The sequence below is a fragment of the Pseudomonas helleri genome, from assembly GCF_001043025.1.
Classification (GTDB): Bacteria; Pseudomonadota; Gammaproteobacteria; order Pseudomonadales; family Pseudomonadaceae; genus Aquipseudomonas; species Aquipseudomonas helleri.
Window position 1 is genome coordinate 473,310 of sequence record NZ_JYLD01000003.1, and the last position, 18,976, is coordinate 492,285.

Annotated in this window: 16 protein-coding genes and 2 pseudogenes; 7 read left to right on the plus strand and 11 right to left on the minus strand. The window is 58.3% G+C overall.

All coding sequences use genetic code 11. From position 1 onward, the window contains the following. Nucleotides 1–86: 86 nt before the first annotated feature. The 3 genes and pseudogenes from TU84_RS26745 to TU84_RS07635 form a co-directional block, all read right to left on the minus strand. Nucleotides 87–902: pseudogene (locus tag TU84_RS26745) on the minus strand (PAS domain-containing protein); the annotation flags it as partial. 199 nt (nt 903–1,101) lie between these two features. Next, nucleotides 1,102–1,308 (minus strand): annotated as a pseudogene (locus TU84_RS07630) (carbonic anhydrase); the annotation flags it as partial. A 96-nt stretch (nt 1,309–1,404) separates the two neighbouring features. Then, nucleotides 1,405–1,572 carry a metallothionein gene (locus TU84_RS07635; protein ID WP_048368434.1) on the minus strand — a complete coding sequence of 56 codons (168 nt, stop codon included), beginning with the start codon at nt 1,570–1,572 and terminating at the stop codon, nt 1,405–1,407. Nucleotides 1,573–1,785: 213 nt separating this feature from the next. Between TU84_RS07635 and TU84_RS07640 the strand changes: the two genes are divergently transcribed. Continuing rightward, nucleotides 1,786–3,204 carry a short-chain fatty acid transporter gene (locus tag TU84_RS07640; RefSeq protein WP_048368435.1) on the plus strand — a complete coding sequence of 473 codons (1,419 nt, stop codon included), beginning with the start codon at nt 1,786–1,788 and terminating at the stop codon, nt 3,202–3,204. Nucleotides 3,205–3,284: 80 nt separating this feature from the next. Here the strand turns inward: TU84_RS07640 and can are convergent, their stop codons facing one another. After that, nucleotides 3,285–3,929: a carbonate dehydratase gene (gene can / locus TU84_RS07645; RefSeq protein ID WP_048368436.1), complete on the minus strand. Its 645-nt coding sequence runs from the start codon at nt 3,927–3,929 to the stop codon at nt 3,285–3,287. Nucleotides 3,930–4,084: 155 nt separating this feature from the next. On the opposite strand from can, the gene TU84_RS07650 reads away from it, so the two are divergent. After that, nucleotides 4,085–4,510, plus strand: a complete 426-nt coding sequence (locus TU84_RS07650; protein ID WP_048368437.1) for a hypothetical protein — start codon at nt 4,085–4,087, stop codon at nt 4,508–4,510. 138 nt (nt 4,511–4,648) lie between these two features. Here TU84_RS07650 and rimI read toward each other — a convergent pair whose 3' ends face one another. Beyond that, nucleotides 4,649–5,101, minus strand: a complete 453-nt coding sequence (gene rimI, locus TU84_RS07655) for a ribosomal protein S18-alanine N-acetyltransferase (RefSeq protein WP_048368438.1) — start codon at nt 5,099–5,101, stop codon at nt 4,649–4,651. Beyond that, nucleotides 5,094–5,870: an SPOR domain-containing protein gene (locus tag TU84_RS07660; protein WP_048368439.1), complete on the minus strand. Its 777-nt coding sequence runs from the start codon at nt 5,868–5,870 to the stop codon at nt 5,094–5,096. Before TU84_RS07660 ends, rimI begins: the two co-directional genes overlap by 8 nt. Before the next feature lie 143 nt (nt 5,871–6,013). Between TU84_RS07660 and mksB the strand changes: the two genes are divergently transcribed. From mksB to TU84_RS07685, 5 genes are all read left to right on the plus strand, one after another. Continuing rightward, on the plus strand, nt 6,014–7,291 hold the full coding sequence (gene mksB, locus TU84_RS07665; RefSeq protein ID WP_048368440.1) for an Mks condensin complex protein MksB: 1,278 nt from the start codon (nt 6,014–6,016) through the stop codon (nt 7,289–7,291). Further along, nucleotides 7,281–7,949, plus strand: coding sequence for an Mks condensin complex protein MksE (mksE, locus tag TU84_RS07670; RefSeq protein ID WP_048368441.1), 669 nt, complete (start codon nt 7,281–7,283; stop codon nt 7,947–7,949). Before mksB ends, mksE begins: the two co-directional genes overlap by 11 nt. Then, the gene (gene mksF, locus TU84_RS07675; protein ID WP_048368442.1) at nt 7,946–10,786 is read left to right on the plus strand and encodes an Mks condensin complex protein MksF; all 2,841 of its coding nucleotides are present in this window, start codon (nt 7,946–7,948) and stop codon (nt 10,784–10,786) included. The genes mksE and mksF overlap by 4 nt, the downstream gene beginning before the upstream one ends. A gap of 577 nt (nt 10,787–11,363) precedes the next feature. Next, nucleotides 11,364–11,981: a response regulator transcription factor gene (locus TU84_RS07680; protein ID WP_048368443.1), complete on the plus strand. Its 618-nt coding sequence runs from the start codon at nt 11,364–11,366 to the stop codon at nt 11,979–11,981. Continuing rightward, nucleotides 11,978–15,589, plus strand: coding sequence for a transporter substrate-binding domain-containing protein (locus tag TU84_RS07685; protein WP_048368444.1), 3,612 nt, complete (start codon nt 11,978–11,980; stop codon nt 15,587–15,589). Before TU84_RS07680 ends, TU84_RS07685 begins: the two co-directional genes overlap by 4 nt. Nucleotides 15,590–15,599: 10 nt before the next feature. On the opposite strand, the gene TU84_RS07690 is transcribed toward TU84_RS07685, so the two are convergent. From TU84_RS07690 to TU84_RS07710, 5 genes are read right to left on the minus strand one after another with little or no spacing between them, the layout of a single operon-like run. After that, on the minus strand, nt 15,600–16,475 hold the full coding sequence (locus TU84_RS07690; protein WP_048368445.1) for a hypothetical protein: 876 nt from the start codon (nt 16,473–16,475) through the stop codon (nt 15,600–15,602). A 47-nt stretch (nt 16,476–16,522) separates the two neighbouring features. Then, nucleotides 16,523–17,446 (minus strand): hypothetical protein, encoded by a 924-nt coding sequence (locus TU84_RS07695; RefSeq protein ID WP_153434931.1) that lies wholly within the window; start codon nt 17,444–17,446, stop codon nt 16,523–16,525. Then, on the minus strand, nt 17,443–17,976 hold the full coding sequence (locus tag TU84_RS07700; RefSeq protein ID WP_048368447.1) for a fimbrial protein: 534 nt from the start codon (nt 17,974–17,976) through the stop codon (nt 17,443–17,445). The genes TU84_RS07695 and TU84_RS07700 overlap by 4 nt, the downstream gene beginning before the upstream one ends. Nucleotides 17,977–17,987: 11 nt before the next feature. Next, nucleotides 17,988–18,467 (minus strand): fimbrial protein, encoded by a 480-nt coding sequence (locus TU84_RS07705; protein WP_048368448.1) that lies wholly within the window; start codon nt 18,465–18,467, stop codon nt 17,988–17,990. A gap of 14 nt (nt 18,468–18,481) precedes the next feature. Continuing rightward, nucleotides 18,482–18,973 (minus strand): fimbrial protein, encoded by a 492-nt coding sequence (locus tag TU84_RS07710; RefSeq protein ID WP_241486387.1) that lies wholly within the window; start codon nt 18,971–18,973, stop codon nt 18,482–18,484. Nucleotides 18,974–18,976 lie beyond the last annotated feature (3 nt).

The window sequence follows — 18,976 nt, forward strand, 5'->3', positions numbered from 1 at the left end:
ACGATGGTCCCGCGTTGAGCGCTGTTGTCGGTGTGCAACGAGGTGCTGTAGGCAATCCCCGCCGCCTCGGACACGGCTTGTTCCTGCTGCACTTGGTCGGTGATGACGGTGGCAAATTTCACCACTTTATAAAGGTTGTCATTGGCGTCGCGCACCGGGTTGTAGGAAGCCTCAAGCCAGACTTCACGCCCCTGGCTATCAATACGCTTAAAACGATCGGCAACAAACTCCCCCGCGTTCAAGCGCTTCCAGAAGACTTCATATTCAGCGCTGCTCTGCTCTTGGGAGGTACAGAACATACGATGATGCCGACCCTGAATCTGCGCCAGCGAGTAACCCATGCCCCGCAGGAAACGGTCGTTGGCCGTGAGCACTTCACCCTTGAGATTGAACTCGATAACGGCGGTTGAACGCATCAGCGCGTCCATCAGGTTTTCGTGGTCACGCGAGGCTTCTATGGTGCGAGTCAGGTCGCTGGAAAAAATCGAGATGCGCATAATCTGACCGCTGGAGTTGCGCACCGGCTGCATGATTGAGCGCAGCCAGGCTTCCTGCCCATTGCCCCGGAGCAAACGCACGGTACCGCTGTAATGCTCACCACGGTTCATGGCATTTTTAAAACGCAGATGATGCTCGTCATGCTTTAAATGAGCCGGCACCAACTCATCAATATGCCGCCCCAGGAGCTGGCTGCCCGAGTAGTTCATGTCGTGAGTGAAGTTGCCATTGACCGACTCGACACGCCCATCAGGGTCCAGGCTCATGCAGAGCATTTCGCTCTCCAGGCTGTCTTTGATTTGCTGAATTGAGGACAGTTCTTCGCGAAGAGCTGACAGCTCCTGTTTCAAGCGTTTGTTAAACATGGGGGATACCAAGGGATAGGAAGCGCGTGATAGAGGCATCGGCTTTCGCCTGCGTTTCTAAAGGCTTCCTGACGAGCGGTCATGTGCTGAAAAAGCTGAACAAACCGGCTGCTTGCCATGGGTACTGTAACGCGATTGTGGGAGCTGGTTTACCAGCGATTCAGGCGACTCGATCGCTCAGAAAAACCGAGTTGATACTATCGCTGGCAAGCCGGCTCCCACTTGCATGTGTAACGGTTTAAACAGGTTTTACCGGGAGCAGGCGGTATTGCGGTGGCAGTTGGTCCAGACCACTGATGGTGGTATCGAGGCTTTTCCAGCGGCCGTCTTTAATGCCGTAGATGCAACCGTGAACCGAGAGCTTTTGCCCGCGATGCCAGGCGTTTTGCACAATGTTGGTGTGCCCGACGTTGGCCACTTGCTGGATGACGTTCAACTCGCACAGCGAGCACTTTTCTTACGCGCACTTACTCCGCCATAGGATGGCAAGCGCTTGTCATAAGAGCGCGCAGCGCGTGGCTGCGCGCACAGGCTTTACACGTTACTTGGCTTTATCGCCGCAGTGGCAGCCGCTGGAGGTGCTGCACGCCTGGCCTTTGGGGTGATGGTCGGCACACGCCTGGCAGCAGTAGTGCTTGCCATCGCGCTCGATGCCGTGGCTACCGACTTTGCAGTTACAACTCGGACAATCACACGTGTGTTCTTTCATTTTCAACTCCATGTTGTCAGGTCGTTATCAAGCGACAGGCGTGCCGCTTACAAGCAATGACTGTAGACGCTGAGGCAGAGTTCAAAGGTCAGCCTATCGGAAAGCCGCCGAAATTCATTTACTGTACCCACCAGCCCAGCTGTAAACCGCGAGCCTGAGGGCTCGCAGTGAGATTGGGCATCCAATAATCATAAGAAAGACGAGGTATCCCCCATGGCCGCCGAGATGACCGACAGTCGCTCTGCCCGCTTTGCCCTGCGCTGCTCCAACTTTGCCGAACGCTGGTTCCCCGATTCCTGGGTGTTTGCCGCCGTTGCGGTGATCGTCGTGGCGCTCGCCACTCTGATAATGGGCGCCAAACCCACGGATGCCGCGATGGCGTTTGGTGACGGGTTCTGGAGCCTGATCCCCTTCACCATGCAAATGGCCTTCGTGGTGATTGGTGGTTACGTGGTCGCCAGCTCGCCACCCGCGGTGAAGCTGATCGACAAACTCGCCAAGGTGCCGAAAAACGGTCGCCAGGCGGTGTGTTGGGTGGCGTTGATTTCAATGGTTGCCTCGTTGCTCAACTGGGGCTTGTCGCTGGTGTTTGGCGGGCTGCTGGTGCGCGCCCTGGCCCGGCGCACCAACTTGCGCATGGACTATCGCGCAGCCGGGGCTGCTGCCTACTTGGGGCTGGGCGCGGTGTGGGCGCTGGGCTTGTCATCGTCGGCGGCGCAGTTGCAGGCCAATCCGGCCAGCTTGCCGCCGTCGATTCTGGCGATCACCGGGGTGATCCCGTTCACGGAGACCATCTTTTTGTGGCAGTCCGGCGTGTTGCTGGCAGCGCTGGTGGTGGTGTCGTTGATCGTGGCGTACGCCACGGCGCCCGGCCCGGACTCGGCCCGCGATGCCGCGGCGTGTGGGGTTGACCCAAGTTTCAACACGCCAAAACTGCCGCCGCGTACGCGGCCTGGCGAATGGCTGGAATACAGCCCACTGCTGACGATCTTGCTGGTGCTGCTGGCCGCCGGCTGGTTGTATCACGAGTTTTCGACCAAACCTGCGATCAGCGCCATTTCGGGCCTGAACACCTACAACTTTTTATTCCTGATGCTCGGCGCCCTGCTGCACTGGCGCCCGCGCAGCTTTCTGAATGCCGTGGCCAGCGCCGTGCCGACCACCACCGGGGTGATGATCCAGTTTCCGCTGTACGGCTCGATTGCAGCGCTGATGACCGTGGTCAAAGGTGTGGACGGGCAAACCCTGGCGCACCATATCTCGACCTTCTTCGTGCAAATCGCCTCCCATGACACCTATGCAGTGCTGATGGGCGTGTACTCGGCGATCTTGGGCTTCTTTATTCCGTCGGGCGGCGGCAAATGGATTATTGAGGCGCCCTACGTGATGCAAGTCGCCAATGACCTGCAATACCACCTGGGCTGGGCTGTGCAGATCTACAACGCGGCCGAAGCCTTGCCGAACCTGATCAACCCGTTCTACATGCTGCCGCTGTTGGGCGTGCTGGGGCTGAAGGCGCGAGACTTGATCGGTTTTTCGTTTGTGCAGTTACTGGTGCACACGCCGCTGGTGCTGTTCTTGCTGTGGGCGCTGGGCACGACGTTGGTGTATGTCGCGCCCGTGATGCCTTAGCGGTAGACGCGAGCTTGTCTTGCGTTCTTTTGAGTGGTCAAAAGATCGCGAGGCAAGCTCGCTCCTACAGGGGAGCGGTGTTATATCGGGGTTAGCGGGCGCAGGCGGTATTGCGGTGGCAGTTGGTCCAGACCGCTGATGGTGGTGTCGAGGCTTTTCCAGCGGCCGTCTTTAATGCCGTAGATGCAGCCGTGGACCGAGAGCTTTTGCCCGCGATGCCAGGCGTTTTGCATAATGTTGGTGTGCCCGACGTTGGCCACTTGCTGGATGACGTTCAACTCGCACAGACGGTCAACACGCTCTTCTTCAGTGGGCAGTTTTGCCAGCACTTCGCGGTTTTCGTAGTACAGGTCGCGGATCGAGCGCAACCAGCCGTCAATCAGGCCATATTGCTGGTTCTGCATCGATGCACGCACCCCGCCACAGCCGTAGTGGCCTGTGACCAGTATGTGTTTGACCTTCAATACATCCACTGCGTACTGGATCACTGACAGGCAATTAAGGTCGGTGTGCAGCACGACGTTGGCCACGTTACGGTGCACAAACAGGTCACCGGGCAGCATGCCGACGATCTCGTTGGCGGGTACGCGGGCATCCGAACAACCAATCCACAGGTATTCCGGCGTTTGCTGGCGGGCCAACTTGGCGAAGAAATCAGGATCCTCCTGCTTGATCGCATCGGCCCAGCGCTCGTTGTTATCAATCAGATCTTGTAGTTCGTTCATGCGGGAAACCCTCGAGAGTTGATGCGCAAACTTTGACTGCGGACCGCTGGTCGGGGTCACGTTAATCTGCGCTTTAATCCGCCGGTCCGTTGGGTGGAATCTTAAACCGTGGCTACAGTCCATCGTAGTAAGCAGCCACAGTATGAGGAATGACCATGTCTGATTCACGTCGCCCGTATGGAGCAGAACAACCAGCAGAGATTGATGACCTCGAAGACCGCTCAGGCTCGGTTGAGCCGTTGAACTTTGAGGATGATGATGAGGATCACGAGAGCATCAGCGATCTGTTTACCGACGAAGAGCGCGCCCTGCACGTGGCCGGTAAACCTGCCCGCAAGGCCCGGCTGAGCGGCGGCGCATTGCCCGATGAAGACCTGGACGCCGGGTTTGACGACGATGATCTGGAGCAGGAGATGCTTATCCGTGAAGACGGCGCCCGCGATGCCAAAGAGGCCGCAGAGGGCAACGATGACGCGGCGGATTGGGAGTTGAGCGTGGTCGATGAAGACGACATCGGCGCTGGCAGAGGGCTGGATGAAGCGGAGCTGGCGGATATTGATCCGGTGGGGCGCAAACGTTAAAAGCCCCTCACCCTAACCCTCTCCCGGAGGGAGAGGAGACTGATTGGGGGATGCTGAATAACATCCGCAACCTGAACTTTTGTGCTGAACCTGAGGGTACCTCGGTAAAGCGCCCTATCCCTCCGGGAGAGGGTTTCTTCAGTCAACCAACGTACAGGCCATGACCACTGCGTCTTCACGCCCGCCCACGGCCGGGTAGTAGTCGCGGCGGCGGCCAATTTCGTTGAAGCCGTAGCGCTCGTACAGCTTGAAGGCGGCCGTGTTGCTGTCACGCAGTTCGAGGAAGCATTCGCGGGCTTCATGCTGGTAGGCAATAGACATCAGGTGCTCAAGCAATTTGAGCCCCAGGCCACGGCCCTGGTTTTCTGGCTTGACGGTGATGTTGAGCAGGTGTGCTTCATCCAGAATGATTTGCACCACGCCGTGCCCCACTTGTTGCTCGCCTTCGAACATCAGCCAGATGTGGTATTTGCCCAAACCGTCGAGAAAGATCCCGCGGGTCCACGGGTGGGTGAACGCCGCGTATTCAACTTTTAAAACCGCATCAAGGTCCGCTTCGGTCATCGGGCGGAAGGTTACTGCGTCACTCATCGTTTTGTTTCCAGCGCGACATCAGCCTGCGCATGGCTTGCCACACATCCGCTTTGCGGTGTGGCTCTTCCATTAAGAGTTCCAGACCCGGCAGCGCCCATGCGCTACCCAGCCCTTCGATTTCAAGTTCGGTGTTGAAGGCTTCAGCGTTCGCTTCGCTGGCAAAACGCACAGCCGGCAGGCCGATCAGCCACAAGCAAGCGCATTCGGCCTCTTCAAGGCGGGCCATGACAAAACCCTGCACAAACTGACGCGCCGCCTCTGGGCCCTGGTCGACATTGCCGCGCCTGAGCAGCGGCCAACGTACTGGCTCACCAACGATTTGCGGGCTGTCGGGCAAACCGGCAGCTCGCAACATATCCTTTAACAATAAATAAGCCGGGTCGCGGCTCTGGAATGCGCCGCCTGTGGGTAACTCCACCAGTACCAGGCAACGCCCCGCCCGGAGCAACTGCAAGGCAAAACGCGGCGGTGCCACCGGGGCGGCTTTTACCGGCGCCGGGGCCGCTTCGGCGTCCACCACCGGCTTGCTGGCAGGTCGCGGGGTGACCGATGGCCGTGGCACTTCAATTTTTGGCCGTTCAGCGGGTTTGCTCGGCGCAGCCGCAGGTTTGACCGCAGGCCGGATGACTTCAGGCGCGGCAGGCGGTTCGGGGAGCACCAGCAGTTCGGGCCGCGAAGGGGCGGCAAACGGCAGCTCTGTGCGCGGTACCCAACTGACCACTTGCATGGCAGTCAAATAAGCGCGGCGGCGGGACTCGTTCAACAAGGGTCGGCCATCTGTGGATAACTAAAGAGCAGCGATTCTACCGCCCTTCTGCCCTTCTCGCCCGCCTCTGATCGCCAAGTAATGACTCAAACCCGTGTTGCAGTACAATCGCGACCTTTCATTGGCAATCGACCGGCCCTCCCATGATCGAACCCAAGCGCGTTTTACGTGCCCTCGCCGAACACTGGGCACTCCTTGAGCCTTTGTGTGAACACTTCGACCAAGGCACTTTGAGCCTGAGCGAGTTGCGCCTGCAACTGGCTGCCCAGCAACTGGACAGCACACCGCAAGACATCACCAACGTGCTCGACAGCTGGATCCGCCTGGACATTCTGGTGCCGGTGGCCAAGAGCCCGAACCGCTTTGAGCTGAACGCCCAAATCCACGACTTCCTCGCGTATTTGCGCCGCGAACACCGCCTCGGGCTGTGCCTAGAAATCGAAGCCTACCTGCGCCATCTGGAGCGCCTGGCCGGTTACATTCAGGACGCGTTCGACATTCGTGATGGCAATGATCTGGCGCGCCAGCTGCGTTTGCTCGACATGCGTGTGCGCGATGTCTTGAAGAAGCTCGCCAATGACGAACAGGCCCTGGTGGCCGTGGCCGAGCGGGCCAAGACCAGCGACCGGCAGATCCCGCTGCGCCAGCGTTACGCCGAGGTGCTGGCGACGTGGGACGAATACGTCGAACCGATGATCCAACTGGTGAACGCTGACGGCGCCTTCGAACAAGGCGTACGTAAGGTCGAGAATGTACTGCTGCGCATGCTCAGCGAGCAGCAACGCCTTGGCCACCTGGTGGACGATGACATGCTGCTGCGCACCCACGCGCGGATCCTTGAGATGCAAACCAGCGCCCAGCTCACCTTGCGCCATGCCCGCGAGCTGCTGTTGCCACTGCGAGAAGAGGCACGACGCCACAACGCAGTTACCCGTGGCGCCGCGCTGGCGCTGGCGGCCATACGCCGTAAAGGGCTGGACGCGGTGCCGCAAGCGGCAATGCCAATGTTCACCCGCCCGCAAAGCACCTTTTTGGGCAGCGCCAGCCAGGTTGAAGCCTATGTGTACGCGCTGGCCCGCTTCGAGCCCAAGCCAGCACGCTTCCCGAAAGCCCACAAAGCCCATCGCGGTGAAACGCCCAAGGCCCCGCGCACGGTCAAGGAAATGCTCGACCGCTGCAGCGACGCGCTGCCGATGCCCGATTTGATGAGCTGGCTGCTGGCCCAAGAGCCCAACGGCGACACCGACGAATTGCTGTACTGGTTCTCGCGCCTGTCGCGCGAAAAACGTTTCGTGCGCGAACGCCTTGAGCGCCGCGATTACCACACCCACGAACATCTGGTCAGCCTGCGCTCCTTCGCCCTGCTTTCACGCAGCGATGACGCGAGCGAGACTTCTGCGAGCCCTCTCCATGCATCTTGATCTGTCTGAACTGTCCCATCTGGCGCCGATCTTTCGTGAGCTGTTCAAGGGTTATCACGTGAGCCGTCGCGACCCGGAGCTGTACGCGCAACTATCGAATTTTCAGGACCAGTACCGCGCCCTGTTCAAGGCCCTTGGCTTTGAACTGGTGTGTGACACCCGTGGTTTTTATTATTTCGTGCCCGACACCGCCATTGCCTCGGCGCAGGTCAACAAGACCGCGCAACGCCTGGCGTTGTTCACGTTTATCCTCGTCGAGCATTTGGCCGATCAGGGCCGCGACCCGATTGCCGTGCTCGATGGCGGCAGCCTGGGCCGTGATGAACTGCCCGCGCTGCTGGAAAAATACCGCGACCTGTTTGTGCAGGCCGAAGTCACCACCCAGGACGAGCTGGAAGAGAAGATCATGCGCCGCATGACCCAGCTCGGCTTTGCCAGCGAAGACAACGGCGTTTACCGTTTTCTGCCGCCGATGCATCGCTTTCTTGATGTGTGTTTGTCAGTGCAGCAAGACCGCGATCTGGCCGCCAGCCTGCACAGCATCTTGCCGCTGCCGACACCGGTGCTGGTTGATGATGAAGCCGAGGTTGAGGAAGAAGACGAAGACGCGGCACTGGCCCGCGCCATTGCCGATGAGCAACAGGATTTGGACGCATGAGCCAGGAACGCTACGGAATACGCCGCTTCGCCCTGCTGAATACCGCCGGTTACAGCTTGGGATTGTTTCCGCTGGAGCATCCGCTGTCGGTGTACGGGGCCAACAACCTCGGTAAATCAGCCTCGATCAACGCCTTGCAGTTCCCGATTCTGGCGCGCATGTCAGACATGAGCTTCGGCAAGTACAGCCTCGAACAATCGCGGCGCTTTTACTTCGCTTCCGACACCAGCTACATCCTCGTCGAAGTGTCGTTGCCCCACGGCCCCCATGTGATTGGCGTGGTCGGACGCGGCCCCGGTGGCGGTTTCGGTCACCAGTTTTTCGCCTATGCGGGCAAGCTCGACCTGGCCCATTACCAGAAAGAAGACACCTGCCTGCGGCAAAAAGAGCTGTTCAGCAACCTTGAGCGCAATGGCCTCAAAGCCTATGAACTCAAGCCTGATGAACTGCGCCGTTTGCTGGTCGGCGGGCATACGTCGATCCCGCTGGACCTGACGCTGATCCCGCTGCGCTCCACCAGTGAGCAAAGCCTGAAAACCTTCCGCGCGCTATTTATCAACCTGCTGCACATGCGCGAAATTACGGCGGCCAAACTCAAGCAATTGTTTCTCGATGCGTTTGAGCACAGCCTGCGCTCCGGCAGCGTGGACTACATCGCCGCGTGTGAAGAAGCCTTCCGCGATGTGCGACGCATGGAGCAGGATTACAACGCGCTGGTCGGTGCCGGACCCTTGGTCGAATCGTTGGCCGCCGGTGTCCGCCAGCGCGATCTGCTACGAGGCAAGCTGCATCGCCTGTCGCCGCTGCTGGATTCACTGCTCGGCACCTGGCAGGACTACGCCGGGGCGCGCAAGGAAGAGTTGCTGATTCAGTCCGAGCACTACCGCAACGAACAAGACGCCCTGCAAAACGATCAGCGCAGCAGTACCCAGGAACTGATGCGCCTGGAGCGTGAGATCACCGGCATTCAGCGCTGGCTGGGCGAGTTGTCGGTGCTCAAGCACCGTTTTGCGCTGGTGGACGACGTGAAGGTGCTGGAGCAGCAACTACTGGCCGCCAAAGACGCCCACGACGAGTTGGCCGGTGCCTTGGCACAGTCGCGCCAATTCAGCGCCGAAGACCTGGACGAACGTCTGCGCGACCTGGAAAAACGCCTCAAGTCGGTCAAGCAGCAGCTCGACCACGCCGACAACAACAGCTACGCCCGCCTGCGCGAAGAATTCTCGCAACAGGATGTTGAGCGCCTGATGCGCCTGTTCAACAGCGCCCTGTTCAGCCTGCCGCTGGGCGAGCAAGGGATTGCGCTGGATGACGGCGACGCCTGGGTCAAATCCCTGGAGGCAATCCTGGATGGCTTTAAAGGTGAACGCTTTGAAGCGCCGGGTTTGTCCATCGACCTCAGCCATATCGAGCCACCCGCCCTGCAAGCGCTGGCGGATCGCGCCGCCTTGCGCGACCAGAAAGAGCGGCTGGAAAAAGAACTCAAGCAACTGAAAACCCAGCAGGCGGTCACCTCGGACCGGGCGGCGAGCAAGTCCGAAGCCGAGTCGTTGTACCAGCAAGTGCTGGACGCGCAGAAGGCGCTGGAAGACTTCCGTCGTGCGCAAACCCTGGGCGCCGAAGAAGGCGAAAAACTCGAGCTGTTAGCCCAGGCCGAAGCCGCGCAAGATGAATTGAAGCGCTCCAGCGATGCCTTCACCGAGCGCGTGCAGCACCTGTCGGCCAAGCTGCAATTGGTCGGGCGGCAAATCGGTGACATGGAAGCCAAGCAGCGCACCCTTGATGACAGCCTGCGTCGGCGCCAGCTGTTGCCGGCCGACTTGCCATTCGGTACGCCGTTCATGGACCCGGTCGACGACTCTATGGACAACCTGCTGCCGTTGCTCAACGACTACCAGGACACGTGGCAAGGCCTGCTGCGCTGCGACGGGCAGATCGAAGCGCTGTACGCGCAGGTGCGCTTGAAAGGCGTGGCCAAGTTCGACAGCGAAGATGACATGGAGCGCCGCCTGCAACTGTTGATCAACGCCTATGCGCACCGCAGCGAGGAAGCCCTGACCTTGGGCAAGGCGCGCCGTGCTGCCGTGACGGACATCGCCCGGACCTTGCGCAACATTCGCAGTGACTACGACAGCCTTGAGCACCAACTGGCGCTGTTTAACCGCGAGATCAACAAGCGTCAGGTGTCGAACCTGCAGAGCTTCCGGATTGTGCTGGCGCCGAACAAAGAGGCACTCAAGCACATCGACCAGATTATCCACAGCGCCGGGCAGTACGAAGAAGGCGAAACGCTGTCGGTGTTTGACCTCAGCCAAAGTGCTGAACAGGACAACAAGAACGAAGAAGCCAAGGAGTATCTGGCCCGTCTGGTGGCGGCCAACCATAACCAGTTGGGGCTTAAGGATCTGTTTGAACTGGCGTTCGAGATCACCAAGGTCAACGGCCAGCCGGTGATTCATACCGACATCGATGGCGCCGCCTCCAACGGTACGACCATGACCATCAAGGCGCTGACCAACATGTATTTGTTGCTGCACTTGATGGATCGCGACCTGGCCGGGCGTATCCGTTTGCCGTATTACCTCGACGAAGCGGCAGACATTGACGAGAGAAACCAGACCGCGCTGCTGGAAACCAGCTTGCAGCTGGGTTTTGTACCGATTCTGGCGAGCGTAAAGCCGCAGGTCTGCGCCCATGTGGCCATCGACCTGGAAGGCGGCAGCGGGCCTAACGGGATCTATATCGACGAGGATGACTGGAAGTACATCCGCCGCCATGACGAGGTGGCCAGCCCTGCGGCTGCCGAGCCGCAACTGGAAGATGTCACGGCAGTTTGACGCCACCTGCGCAGGAGCAAGGGTGTTCGCGAGGCTTTTTTAACGGCCTTAGTGAACACCTCTGCTCCCCTCCTTTCGTACATGCCTGCCGAACATAAATTTCAATTTTTCAGAAAATTCCTACCTGTTTTTTGCATCCTGAGAAGCACACTCCTCGATACCCCTGTAAAGACAACAGACAGGAGGATTACGAGGAAGGAGCACACGATGAACTCAGTCACGTGCTGGAATGACTGTTCACAGACGCCCGACGATCGGTCATTCACTGAGTTGAACCTTTTAGCCCCTCTGCCGATAACTTTTATGTCTCAAAAAAGTTATTGCTCATTAATAACGGCTTGGGCCGTCCTGCCTCAAAAATCTTAAACCACTACTTCTTAGGACAATTCGCACACCGCTACTGACAGCAAGCCTGCGGACTAATTAACGGTTTGATTCCACTGAAAATAAAGTTGTTCATCGATGTTTATGACCGGCATTTAATTCAGCTCGAACATTGAGCGCTTGACACTCACGTCGTTACGGCCGCACCTCGCCGCCACGACAATAGCGCCCTCTTAACGTTGTAGGAATTATCATGCGTAAGGCTTTGATAGTAGACGATCATCCTTTTATTCGAAGGATCGTCAGACTAGTACTGGAAAACGCCAACTTCCAGATTGCGGCTGAAACCGATAACGGCGCCACGGCGCTGGATCTGGCGCGCGAACACCTCCCCCACCTGATTGTGCTGGACCTTTCGATGCCCAAACTTGACGGGCTTGAGGTGCTTAAACGGCTACACATACTGGGGCTCCCGATCAAAGTGTTAGTGCTGACGTCCAAAGACTCCGCTTTTTTTGCTGATCGCTGTATCAGGGCCGGTGCCATTGGTTTTATTGAGAAGACCGAAGACGTCGATGCATTGACCAAAGCAATTAATGTGGTAATGAGTGGCAGGATTTATTTAAATAACTGTGATGTTGATCTGTCTCCCGATCACTCAGACCAGCAATTAATCAAAACATTGTCAGATCGCGAATTGCGTACCCTGCAATATTTGGTGTCGGGCTTCTCCAATAAAAAGATTTCACAAATTATGTTACTAAGTGAGAAAACGGTCAGTACTTATAAAACACGGCTCTTACAAAAACTCAATATCAAGTCAGTGGTGTATCTGGCTGAATTTGCCAAACGCAATAACTTAATCGAATGAAGCATGCCGTCTGGTTATTGACGCTAAGCCTGACAACAGCAAGCCATGCTGACCCGATGCCTCTGCAGTTGCTGGCGCGATCACAGGCCGATGTGCCTGCACTTAAGCTCGGTGAGGGCGACACACAATGGCTGAGCGCCAAACAGTCGCTGATTCTGGGCACGTCGGTACCGGACAATGGCCCCTTCGATATATCTTCAGGCAGCGATTACTTTGAAGGTTTGACCGCCGATTATGCCGGGCTGCTCGCCCAGGCACTGAACCTTGAGATCAAGGTCAGGCGGTATGACTCCAGGGCGCAGGCTATCGAGGCGTTGAAAAATGATCAGATCGATCTGCTCGGCACCGCCAATGCCTTTGAAAGTGCCGATGACCAATTGGCACTCTCGTCGGCCTATGCCCTCGACACCCCCGTGCTGGTCTCACGTACCGGCGACAGCAAAGGCAGCATCCCGCTGCCGCCCGGTCTGCGCATGGCCATGTTTTATCACTACCAGCCTGTCGCAGCGGTCAAGGCCCAGTATCCGGATGTGCAGTTAGAGCTGTATGCATCGCCCCTTGCAGCCCTCGGCGCCGTGGCGTTTGGCCAGGCCGACCTGTATCTGGGTGATGCCATCAGTGCCCACTACCTGATTACCAAAAACTATCCGAATAACGTGTACATCCGGGACGTGGCCCTCCTTGAAGAGCAGTTTTTTTCATTTGCGGTGCATCACCCTAACCCACGCTTGCTACGCCTGATCAATTCGGCGTTGGCGGCCATTCCTCCCGCCCACAACAACGCCATCCTGCATCGCTGGGGCGTTAGCGCAATGAGCATCGAGCGGCGTGGGCCGTTGCAACTCACCCCGTCTGAACAACGCTGGATCGAGGCTCATCCGCGTTTGAAGGTGGCCGTTTCTGAAGACTTCCTGCCGTTTACCTTTTTTAACGACCAAGGGGTTTTTAGTGGTCTGGCGGCTGATTTGCTGGCCAAGATCAGCTTGCGCACCGGGATTCAATTTGACTGGGTGCGCAGCCAGTCCGTACCGGGCCTGATCGAGGATGTAAAGCTGGGGCGAGCCGACCTGATGCCGGCGTTTACCGCCAGCGCCAGCCGCGAACATGTTCTGCGTTTTACCAAGCCGTATATTTCGACGCCCTTTGTGCTGGTGACACGCCTGCTCACGGGCAGCCCGCAAACACTGGACAAACTGGACGGTGAGCGCGTTGCGCTGGTGATCGACAATAACGTCAGCACCTACTTGGCGCAGCACTATCCGGGTGTGCAGTTGGTTGCCGCGCGCAACTCGGCACTCGCCCTGGAAATGGCCAGCAAAGGTGAGGTACAGGGGGCCGTGATCAATCTGGTCAGCGCGCGTTATTTGCTCCAGCAGCACTACGCCAGGCAGTTAAAAATCAGCAGCACCGTGGGCATTGTCCCCGCCCAGTTTTCATTGGCCGTGAATGCGCAAGCCACCACACTGCACGCCATTCTCGACAAGGCACTGGCCAGTATTTCGCCCGAAGAGATGAACACCCTGACCGCCCGCTGGCACAGCGCCGTGGTGCTCGATAACCGTTTTTGGGCACGTCACCACTCGGCGATCATGCGGGTCTCGGCGGTGGCAGTCGGAGTGTTGCTGCTGGGTATCGTGTGGATCTCTTACTTGCGCCGGGTGCTGCGCAAACGCGATCAGGCCGAGCGCGCACTGAGCGATCAACTGGCGTTCATGCGTACGCTGATTGACGGTACGCCCCACCCCATTTACGTGCGCGATCGTCAGGGCCGGCTACTGATTTGTAACGAAGGTTACCTGGATACGTTTGGCGCCGAACGCGAGTCCATTGTGGGCAAAACCCTGCTTGAGCATTCGCTGACGTCGATGCGCCAACACAAGGCCTATCACAGCGACTACATGCGCGTAATGAAAGAAGGCCGCCCACTGGTTCGCGATCACCAACTGGAATTGCCCAACACTCAGGTGCTGACCATTTACCACTGGATCCTGCCTTATCGAGGCAGCGATAACGAGGTGCTTGGCATCATTGGCGGCTGGATTGATATCAGCGAGCGCCAGCAGTTGGTCGAACAGTTGCAGGAAGCCAAACAGTTGGCCGAACAGGCCAATGTGGCCAAGAGTGATTTTCTGACCACCATGAGCCATGAGATCCGTACGCCCATGAACGCGGTGATCGGCATGCTCGAGTTGGCGATGAAAAAGGCCGAACAGGGGCTCGCCGACAACGACAGCCTGGAAGTCGCCTCGCAAGCCGCACAGGGTTTGCTGGAGCTGATTGGTGACATTCTGGATATCACCCAGATCGAATCGGGGCGCATGCCGCTCAATCAGCAGCGCACTCACCTGATGAAGCTGGTGGAGTCTACGGCCCGGGTGTTTGAAGCCCTGGCGGAGAAAAAAGGCTTGCTGATGAGTTTTGAACTCGACCCCAGGATCAACACAGAGGTCCTGATTGACCCCCTGCGCTTTCGGCAGGTGCTGTCGAACCTGCTGAGCAATGCGATCAAGTTCACCGACAGCGGTCATGTTGGCCTGAGCGTACGCGCTAAAGGTTCGCGCAACAGCGAGCGGCTGAACGTGTGCGTGCAGATCGAGGACACCGGGATCGGTATTTCGGAGCAGGACCAGCAGCGCCTGTTCAGCCCTTTCTCCCAGGTCAGCTCGAAAAACAAGCTGCCGGGCGGCTCCGGCCTGGGGCTGATGATCAGTCGCCAGTTGTGCGAAATGATGGGCGGCACGCTGCAGTTGCACAGCACGTTGGGTAAAGGCACGCGCATTAGCCTGGAGTTCGACATGGTGACTCTGCTTGCGGTCTCGCCCGTGATCGCCCCGCACGAACCACCCGCGCCTCCGCAACGCGCCTTGAACGTGCTGGTGGTCGATGATTACCCCCCTAATCGAAGGTTGTTGACGCAACAACTCGGTTATCTGGGACATATGGCGCAAGAAGCCGGCGAAGGTGCCCAAGCCTTGAAGGCCTGGAGAGCCCAGCGTTTTGACCTGATCATGACCGACTGCGCCATGCCGGTGATGGATGGCTACGAACTGGCCCGCACCATCCGTGCCGAAGAAGCCGCCAGCGGCGCCCCGGCGGTGTTGATTGTCGGGTTTACCGCTAACGCTCAAACAGGTGAAATCGAGCGCTGCATGGCCGCCGGAATGAATGATTGCCTGTTCAAACCCATCAGCCTGCAACACCTTGAGGCGCGACTGGCCTCGGCCGATCTGGAGCCGATCAACCTGCAAGTCACTGGCGAGGCCGTGGGGTCGGAACGTGAGATTGATCTCGACGCGCTGGAGCGCCTGACCCACGGCGATGCCGACGCCCTCAAGCACTTGATCGAACCGCTGATCAACAGCATGGAAGAGGACATGACCGCGCTGCTGCAAGCGTTCACCAAGCATGACTTGCCGGGCATGAGTGCGGTGGCGCACAAGGTCAAAAGTGGCGCCCGAATGATCAAGGCCCGGCATCTGTTGCAATGCTGTGAAGACCTTGAAAAAGCCTGCCTGCTCGCCAACTGGTCGCAGGTGGCTGAACGGGTGGATGATCTGTATGAAGCCATGGCCCAGATATTGGAAATGATTGAGGTGTACCGGGTGTGAGCCGGGTGGCTCACATAAAACTTTGAATCAGTACCACCGTCTTTGCAAACACGCCAGCCCGGGCGCCCCGGTCTGTCAGGGTTGAGGCGATTCGCAAGAACGAAGTCCCGCCGGGCAAGGTGATTAACTGGCCGGCAGGGACACCATTAACGGTGATCGTACTGTTGATGCCGTTGCCTAGATCAACCGGGTTACCCACAGACACGCGGTAACGCACAGAGGCATTGCGAGAGCAGTTGACTTGCCGGGTCAGTTCTTTACGGGAGCCGGTAATTTCTCCTAACTTCAAGACCCCGTGATCAAGGTTGACGTCGCCACCGTAGACGTCGCAGCGGTTGGGAGGAATGGGCGGCGTGGCACACGAGTCGGTGCCCGGCACAATAGTGGGTGCACCTGGCGCCGTGCCATTGTATGCCGCCCAGGCTGCGCAAATTTGCGTGGTCCAGCCAGGTTCGACGGAATAGGCATAACCCGCGTACCGATAGGTGCTGCTACCGTACCTGGCTTGCCATGCCGTGATGGCCTGATCCCAGGAGACACCCGACGTAATCGCCACGTTAGTATCGACCGATGCCCAGCAGTCAATGTTCCAGGACGTACAGCCCATCGGCGTGATGGTGCGTAGCCCGTTGAAGAGTTGGCTGTAAGAGACCGGGCCGAACCGGCAATTGGTACCTCTGCTGCACAAGGCAGAACCTGGATAACGATGAGGATTGCCGTCGTTATAGGCACCGGCACTGCCCGATGCCACCAGCGTTGTGGCCGGAGCGCCCGGCATTTGGCGGGCATCGGCGTTGATCGCGTTGACCAGGTTCCAGGCATTGGCCGCAGGCGCTGTAAAGATCAGCACTGCCACTGGCAACGCTGCGCGAAGATAGTTGTTCATCACATCACCTGTGCAGTTAAGTTGAGTGGCGCCAGCCACCACCGGCCTTACAAAAGATATTGAATAAGTACTACCGTTTTGGAGAAAGAGCCGGCCACCGCGCCTTGGTCAGTCAAGGTTGAGGTGATTTTAAAGTTGGAGGTACCGCCCGGGAATCGGGTGACCAAACCTACATTGACACCGTTGATCGAGAGCGTGCTCAGGATGCCGTTGCCCAGATTTATCGGGTTGCCCGCAGCGACGGTGTACATCACGTCGGCCGTGCGGGTACAGGTAATCTGGCGCGTGATTTCTACTGTTTTACCGGTAATTTCACCGACCTTCAGCGTGCCGTGATCGAGAATCACAGGACCGCCCCCCACGTTGCACTGGTTAGGCGGAATCGGTGGCGGGCCGCAGGTGTCAGCGCCGGGCAGCAAGTAGAAATCACCTGGGATTGAATAGGTCGCCCAAGAGGTACACATGCGCAGGGTGTTATTTCTCGAATAGGTGTAGGCGTTATAACGGCTTATTGAGTTACCGTGACGCGCCCGCCAAGTACTGATTGCCTGGTCCCAGGTCATGCCATTGTGCACGCTCACCGACGTATCGGCTCCGTATCGACAATTGGCTGGAGGGTTCTCGACGCAGTTCATGACGATATTGAAACGAAAGCTACTGGTTTGATACGGGCTGGCCACCGGTCCAAAATTGCAGCCATTGCCCCCACGGCAAATCACTTTGCCGGGGTACTGGTTAGGAATGCCGTTGTCCGCGGCCGTCGCAGACCCGGAAACCACCACCATTCCGCTGGGCGATGTGATGGGTGAAGGACGGGGGTCGTTGTTGGCTTGGGTGCTTAACAAAAATGCACTGGCCGCAGGCATCACGGCCCATAGGGCCAGCGCCAGTAACGGACGAAAAAAAGAGACGCAGAAGGTCATGTTTGCCTCTGGAGCAATGCATAAAGTTTGATTTGAAATCTTCTTCACGGGTACGCCAGCGTAAACGTCGAGTTCGCCACGAAGCGGCCTTTTCGGATTGACTCATTGGCAATTGCCTTGGGCTCGCCCCGCACATAGGCCTTGAGTGCAATGACATTGTCGCCATCGTTCAAAGCCTGTTCGGGGCTGGCCACGTTCAGCGCCAAGGCCTGATCGGTGACCGTTTCAAGGCCGATGGCAATGCCTCGCGCAGTACTGCCAGTGCCCAGCGCCAGCAAACCCGGCAACTCGGCATTTTCAGCACCGCTAAACGTGGTCGTCACCGAGTCGGCAATCTGGGTGTCGCAGTCTTGCAAGTGAATATAAAAAAGCTCACCGGGGGTGCGGGTGTTCAGGTAAATACTGGCGGTGGAGATATCGCTGAACTTCACCGCGATGAGTTCATCACCCGGGCGAATGGTGCACGCCTGGGCGACCAGCACGCCCTTGAAGCTCAAGTTATCTGCTGCCTGCACCTGACTGGCCAGCAGGCACCCCGCAATCGTTGAGAACGCGAGGGTTTCAATAACTGATCGCATGGCGCGGCTCCTCATTGGTAGTTCGCCAGTAACGTGGCTGTGGCGGTAAAGCCACCCGGGGCCAGTGTCGAGCCTGTGCGTTTGACCGGGACGGCCTCAAGCACGGGGGGCGAACTGGGGGTAATCACCAGCGGTGTGTTGAGTGCCATGGGCTTGCCGTTTTGCAGCAGCTTGATGCCGAGGTCGGCCACATTCGATTGCACGGCTGACGGATCAAAAGAGGTGGCCGTGCCGCGCACGGTGAGGATCATTTCCCAAGGCAAGGTGTCGGCTGAACAGGTGATGGTGTAACTCACCGGCTGGCGATAATGCTCGCCGTCCACTTGGCTGATACCCACTTCCTTGAAGTCCACTTCGATGGTGCTGCCGCCATTGATGGTGCATGGCGGCGGTTCGACCAGCGTCCCATCGAACGCCACATTGGCCGAGGCACTGCTGCACAGGCCCAAGGCGAGCACGGTCAGCACGACGGGCGATTGCCAGAATGGCATCAGACGTTCCTTTCTCATTGCAGGCCCACCACCAAGGTTGCAACCGCGGTGAATGCGCCGCCGCTCAGGGTGCTGCCAAGACGCTTAACGGGCACCGCTTGTACATCGGGCAAGGTCGGGTAGGTGAATTTAACGGCCGTATTGATCGGCCAGTCAGCCCCGTCAACGAACAGCTTGACCCCCAGATCTGCCTTGCTGGTGGCCAGCGATTTAGCATCGAAGGCGGCCCCTGTGCCCTTGAGTTCCAGGGTCATGGCATTGGGCGACGGGTTGCTGCATGACACTTCATAGGGCACCCCTCGCTGATAATTGATGCCGTCGATGCGGGTGGTCAGCAGGGCATCGCCAAACGGGACGTTAAGCGTTGTTCCGCGGTTGATCTCGCACGGTGGCGGTGCTTGCACGACGCCGCTGATGGTCACATTGACGTCTGCCTGAGCACCCTGGCTGAGCGCCAGTAACAGGCAGCCACCGATCAGGACGGCAGGTAAGCCGGAGCTGGGCATGGC

Coding starts and splice junctions, on each gene's coding strand:
- TU84_RS07680 (WP_048368443.1), top strand. CDS start 11,364: ATGCGTAAGGCTTTGATAGTAGACGATCATCCTTTTATTCGAAGGATC.
- rimI (WP_048368438.1), bottom strand. CDS start 5,101: ATGAGTGACGCAGTAACCTTCCGCCCGATGACCGAAGCGGACCTTGAT.
- mksE (WP_048368441.1), top strand. CDS start 7,281: ATGCATCTTGATCTGTCTGAACTGTCCCATCTGGCGCCGATCTTTCGT.
- can (WP_048368436.1), bottom strand. CDS start 3,929: ATGAACGAACTACAAGATCTGATTGATAACAACGAGCGCTGGGCCGAT.
- TU84_RS07650 (WP_048368437.1), top strand. CDS start 4,085: ATGTCTGATTCACGTCGCCCGTATGGAGCAGAACAACCAGCAGAGATT.
- mksB (WP_048368440.1), top strand. CDS start 6,014: ATGATCGAACCCAAGCGCGTTTTACGTGCCCTCGCCGAACACTGGGCA.
- TU84_RS07700 (WP_048368447.1), bottom strand. CDS start 17,976: ATGCGATCAGTTATTGAAACCCTCGCGTTCTCAACGATTGCGGGGTGC.
- TU84_RS07690 (WP_048368445.1), bottom strand. CDS start 16,475: ATGAACAACTATCTTCGCGCAGCGTTGCCAGTGGCAGTGCTGATCTTT.
- TU84_RS07640 (WP_048368435.1), top strand. CDS start 1,786: ATGGCCGCCGAGATGACCGACAGTCGCTCTGCCCGCTTTGCCCTGCGC.
- TU84_RS07705 (WP_048368448.1), bottom strand. CDS start 18,467: ATGCCATTCTGGCAATCGCCCGTCGTGCTGACCGTGCTCGCCTTGGGC.
- mksF (WP_048368442.1), top strand. CDS start 7,946: ATGAGCCAGGAACGCTACGGAATACGCCGCTTCGCCCTGCTGAATACC.
- TU84_RS07710 (WP_241486387.1), bottom strand. CDS start 18,973: ATGCCCAGCTCCGGCTTACCTGCCGTCCTGATCGGTGGCTGCCTGTTA.
- TU84_RS07685 (WP_048368444.1), top strand. CDS start 11,978: ATGAAGCATGCCGTCTGGTTATTGACGCTAAGCCTGACAACAGCAAGC.
- TU84_RS07635 (WP_048368434.1), bottom strand. CDS start 1,572: ATGAAAGAACACACGTGTGATTGTCCGAGTTGTAACTGCAAAGTCGGT.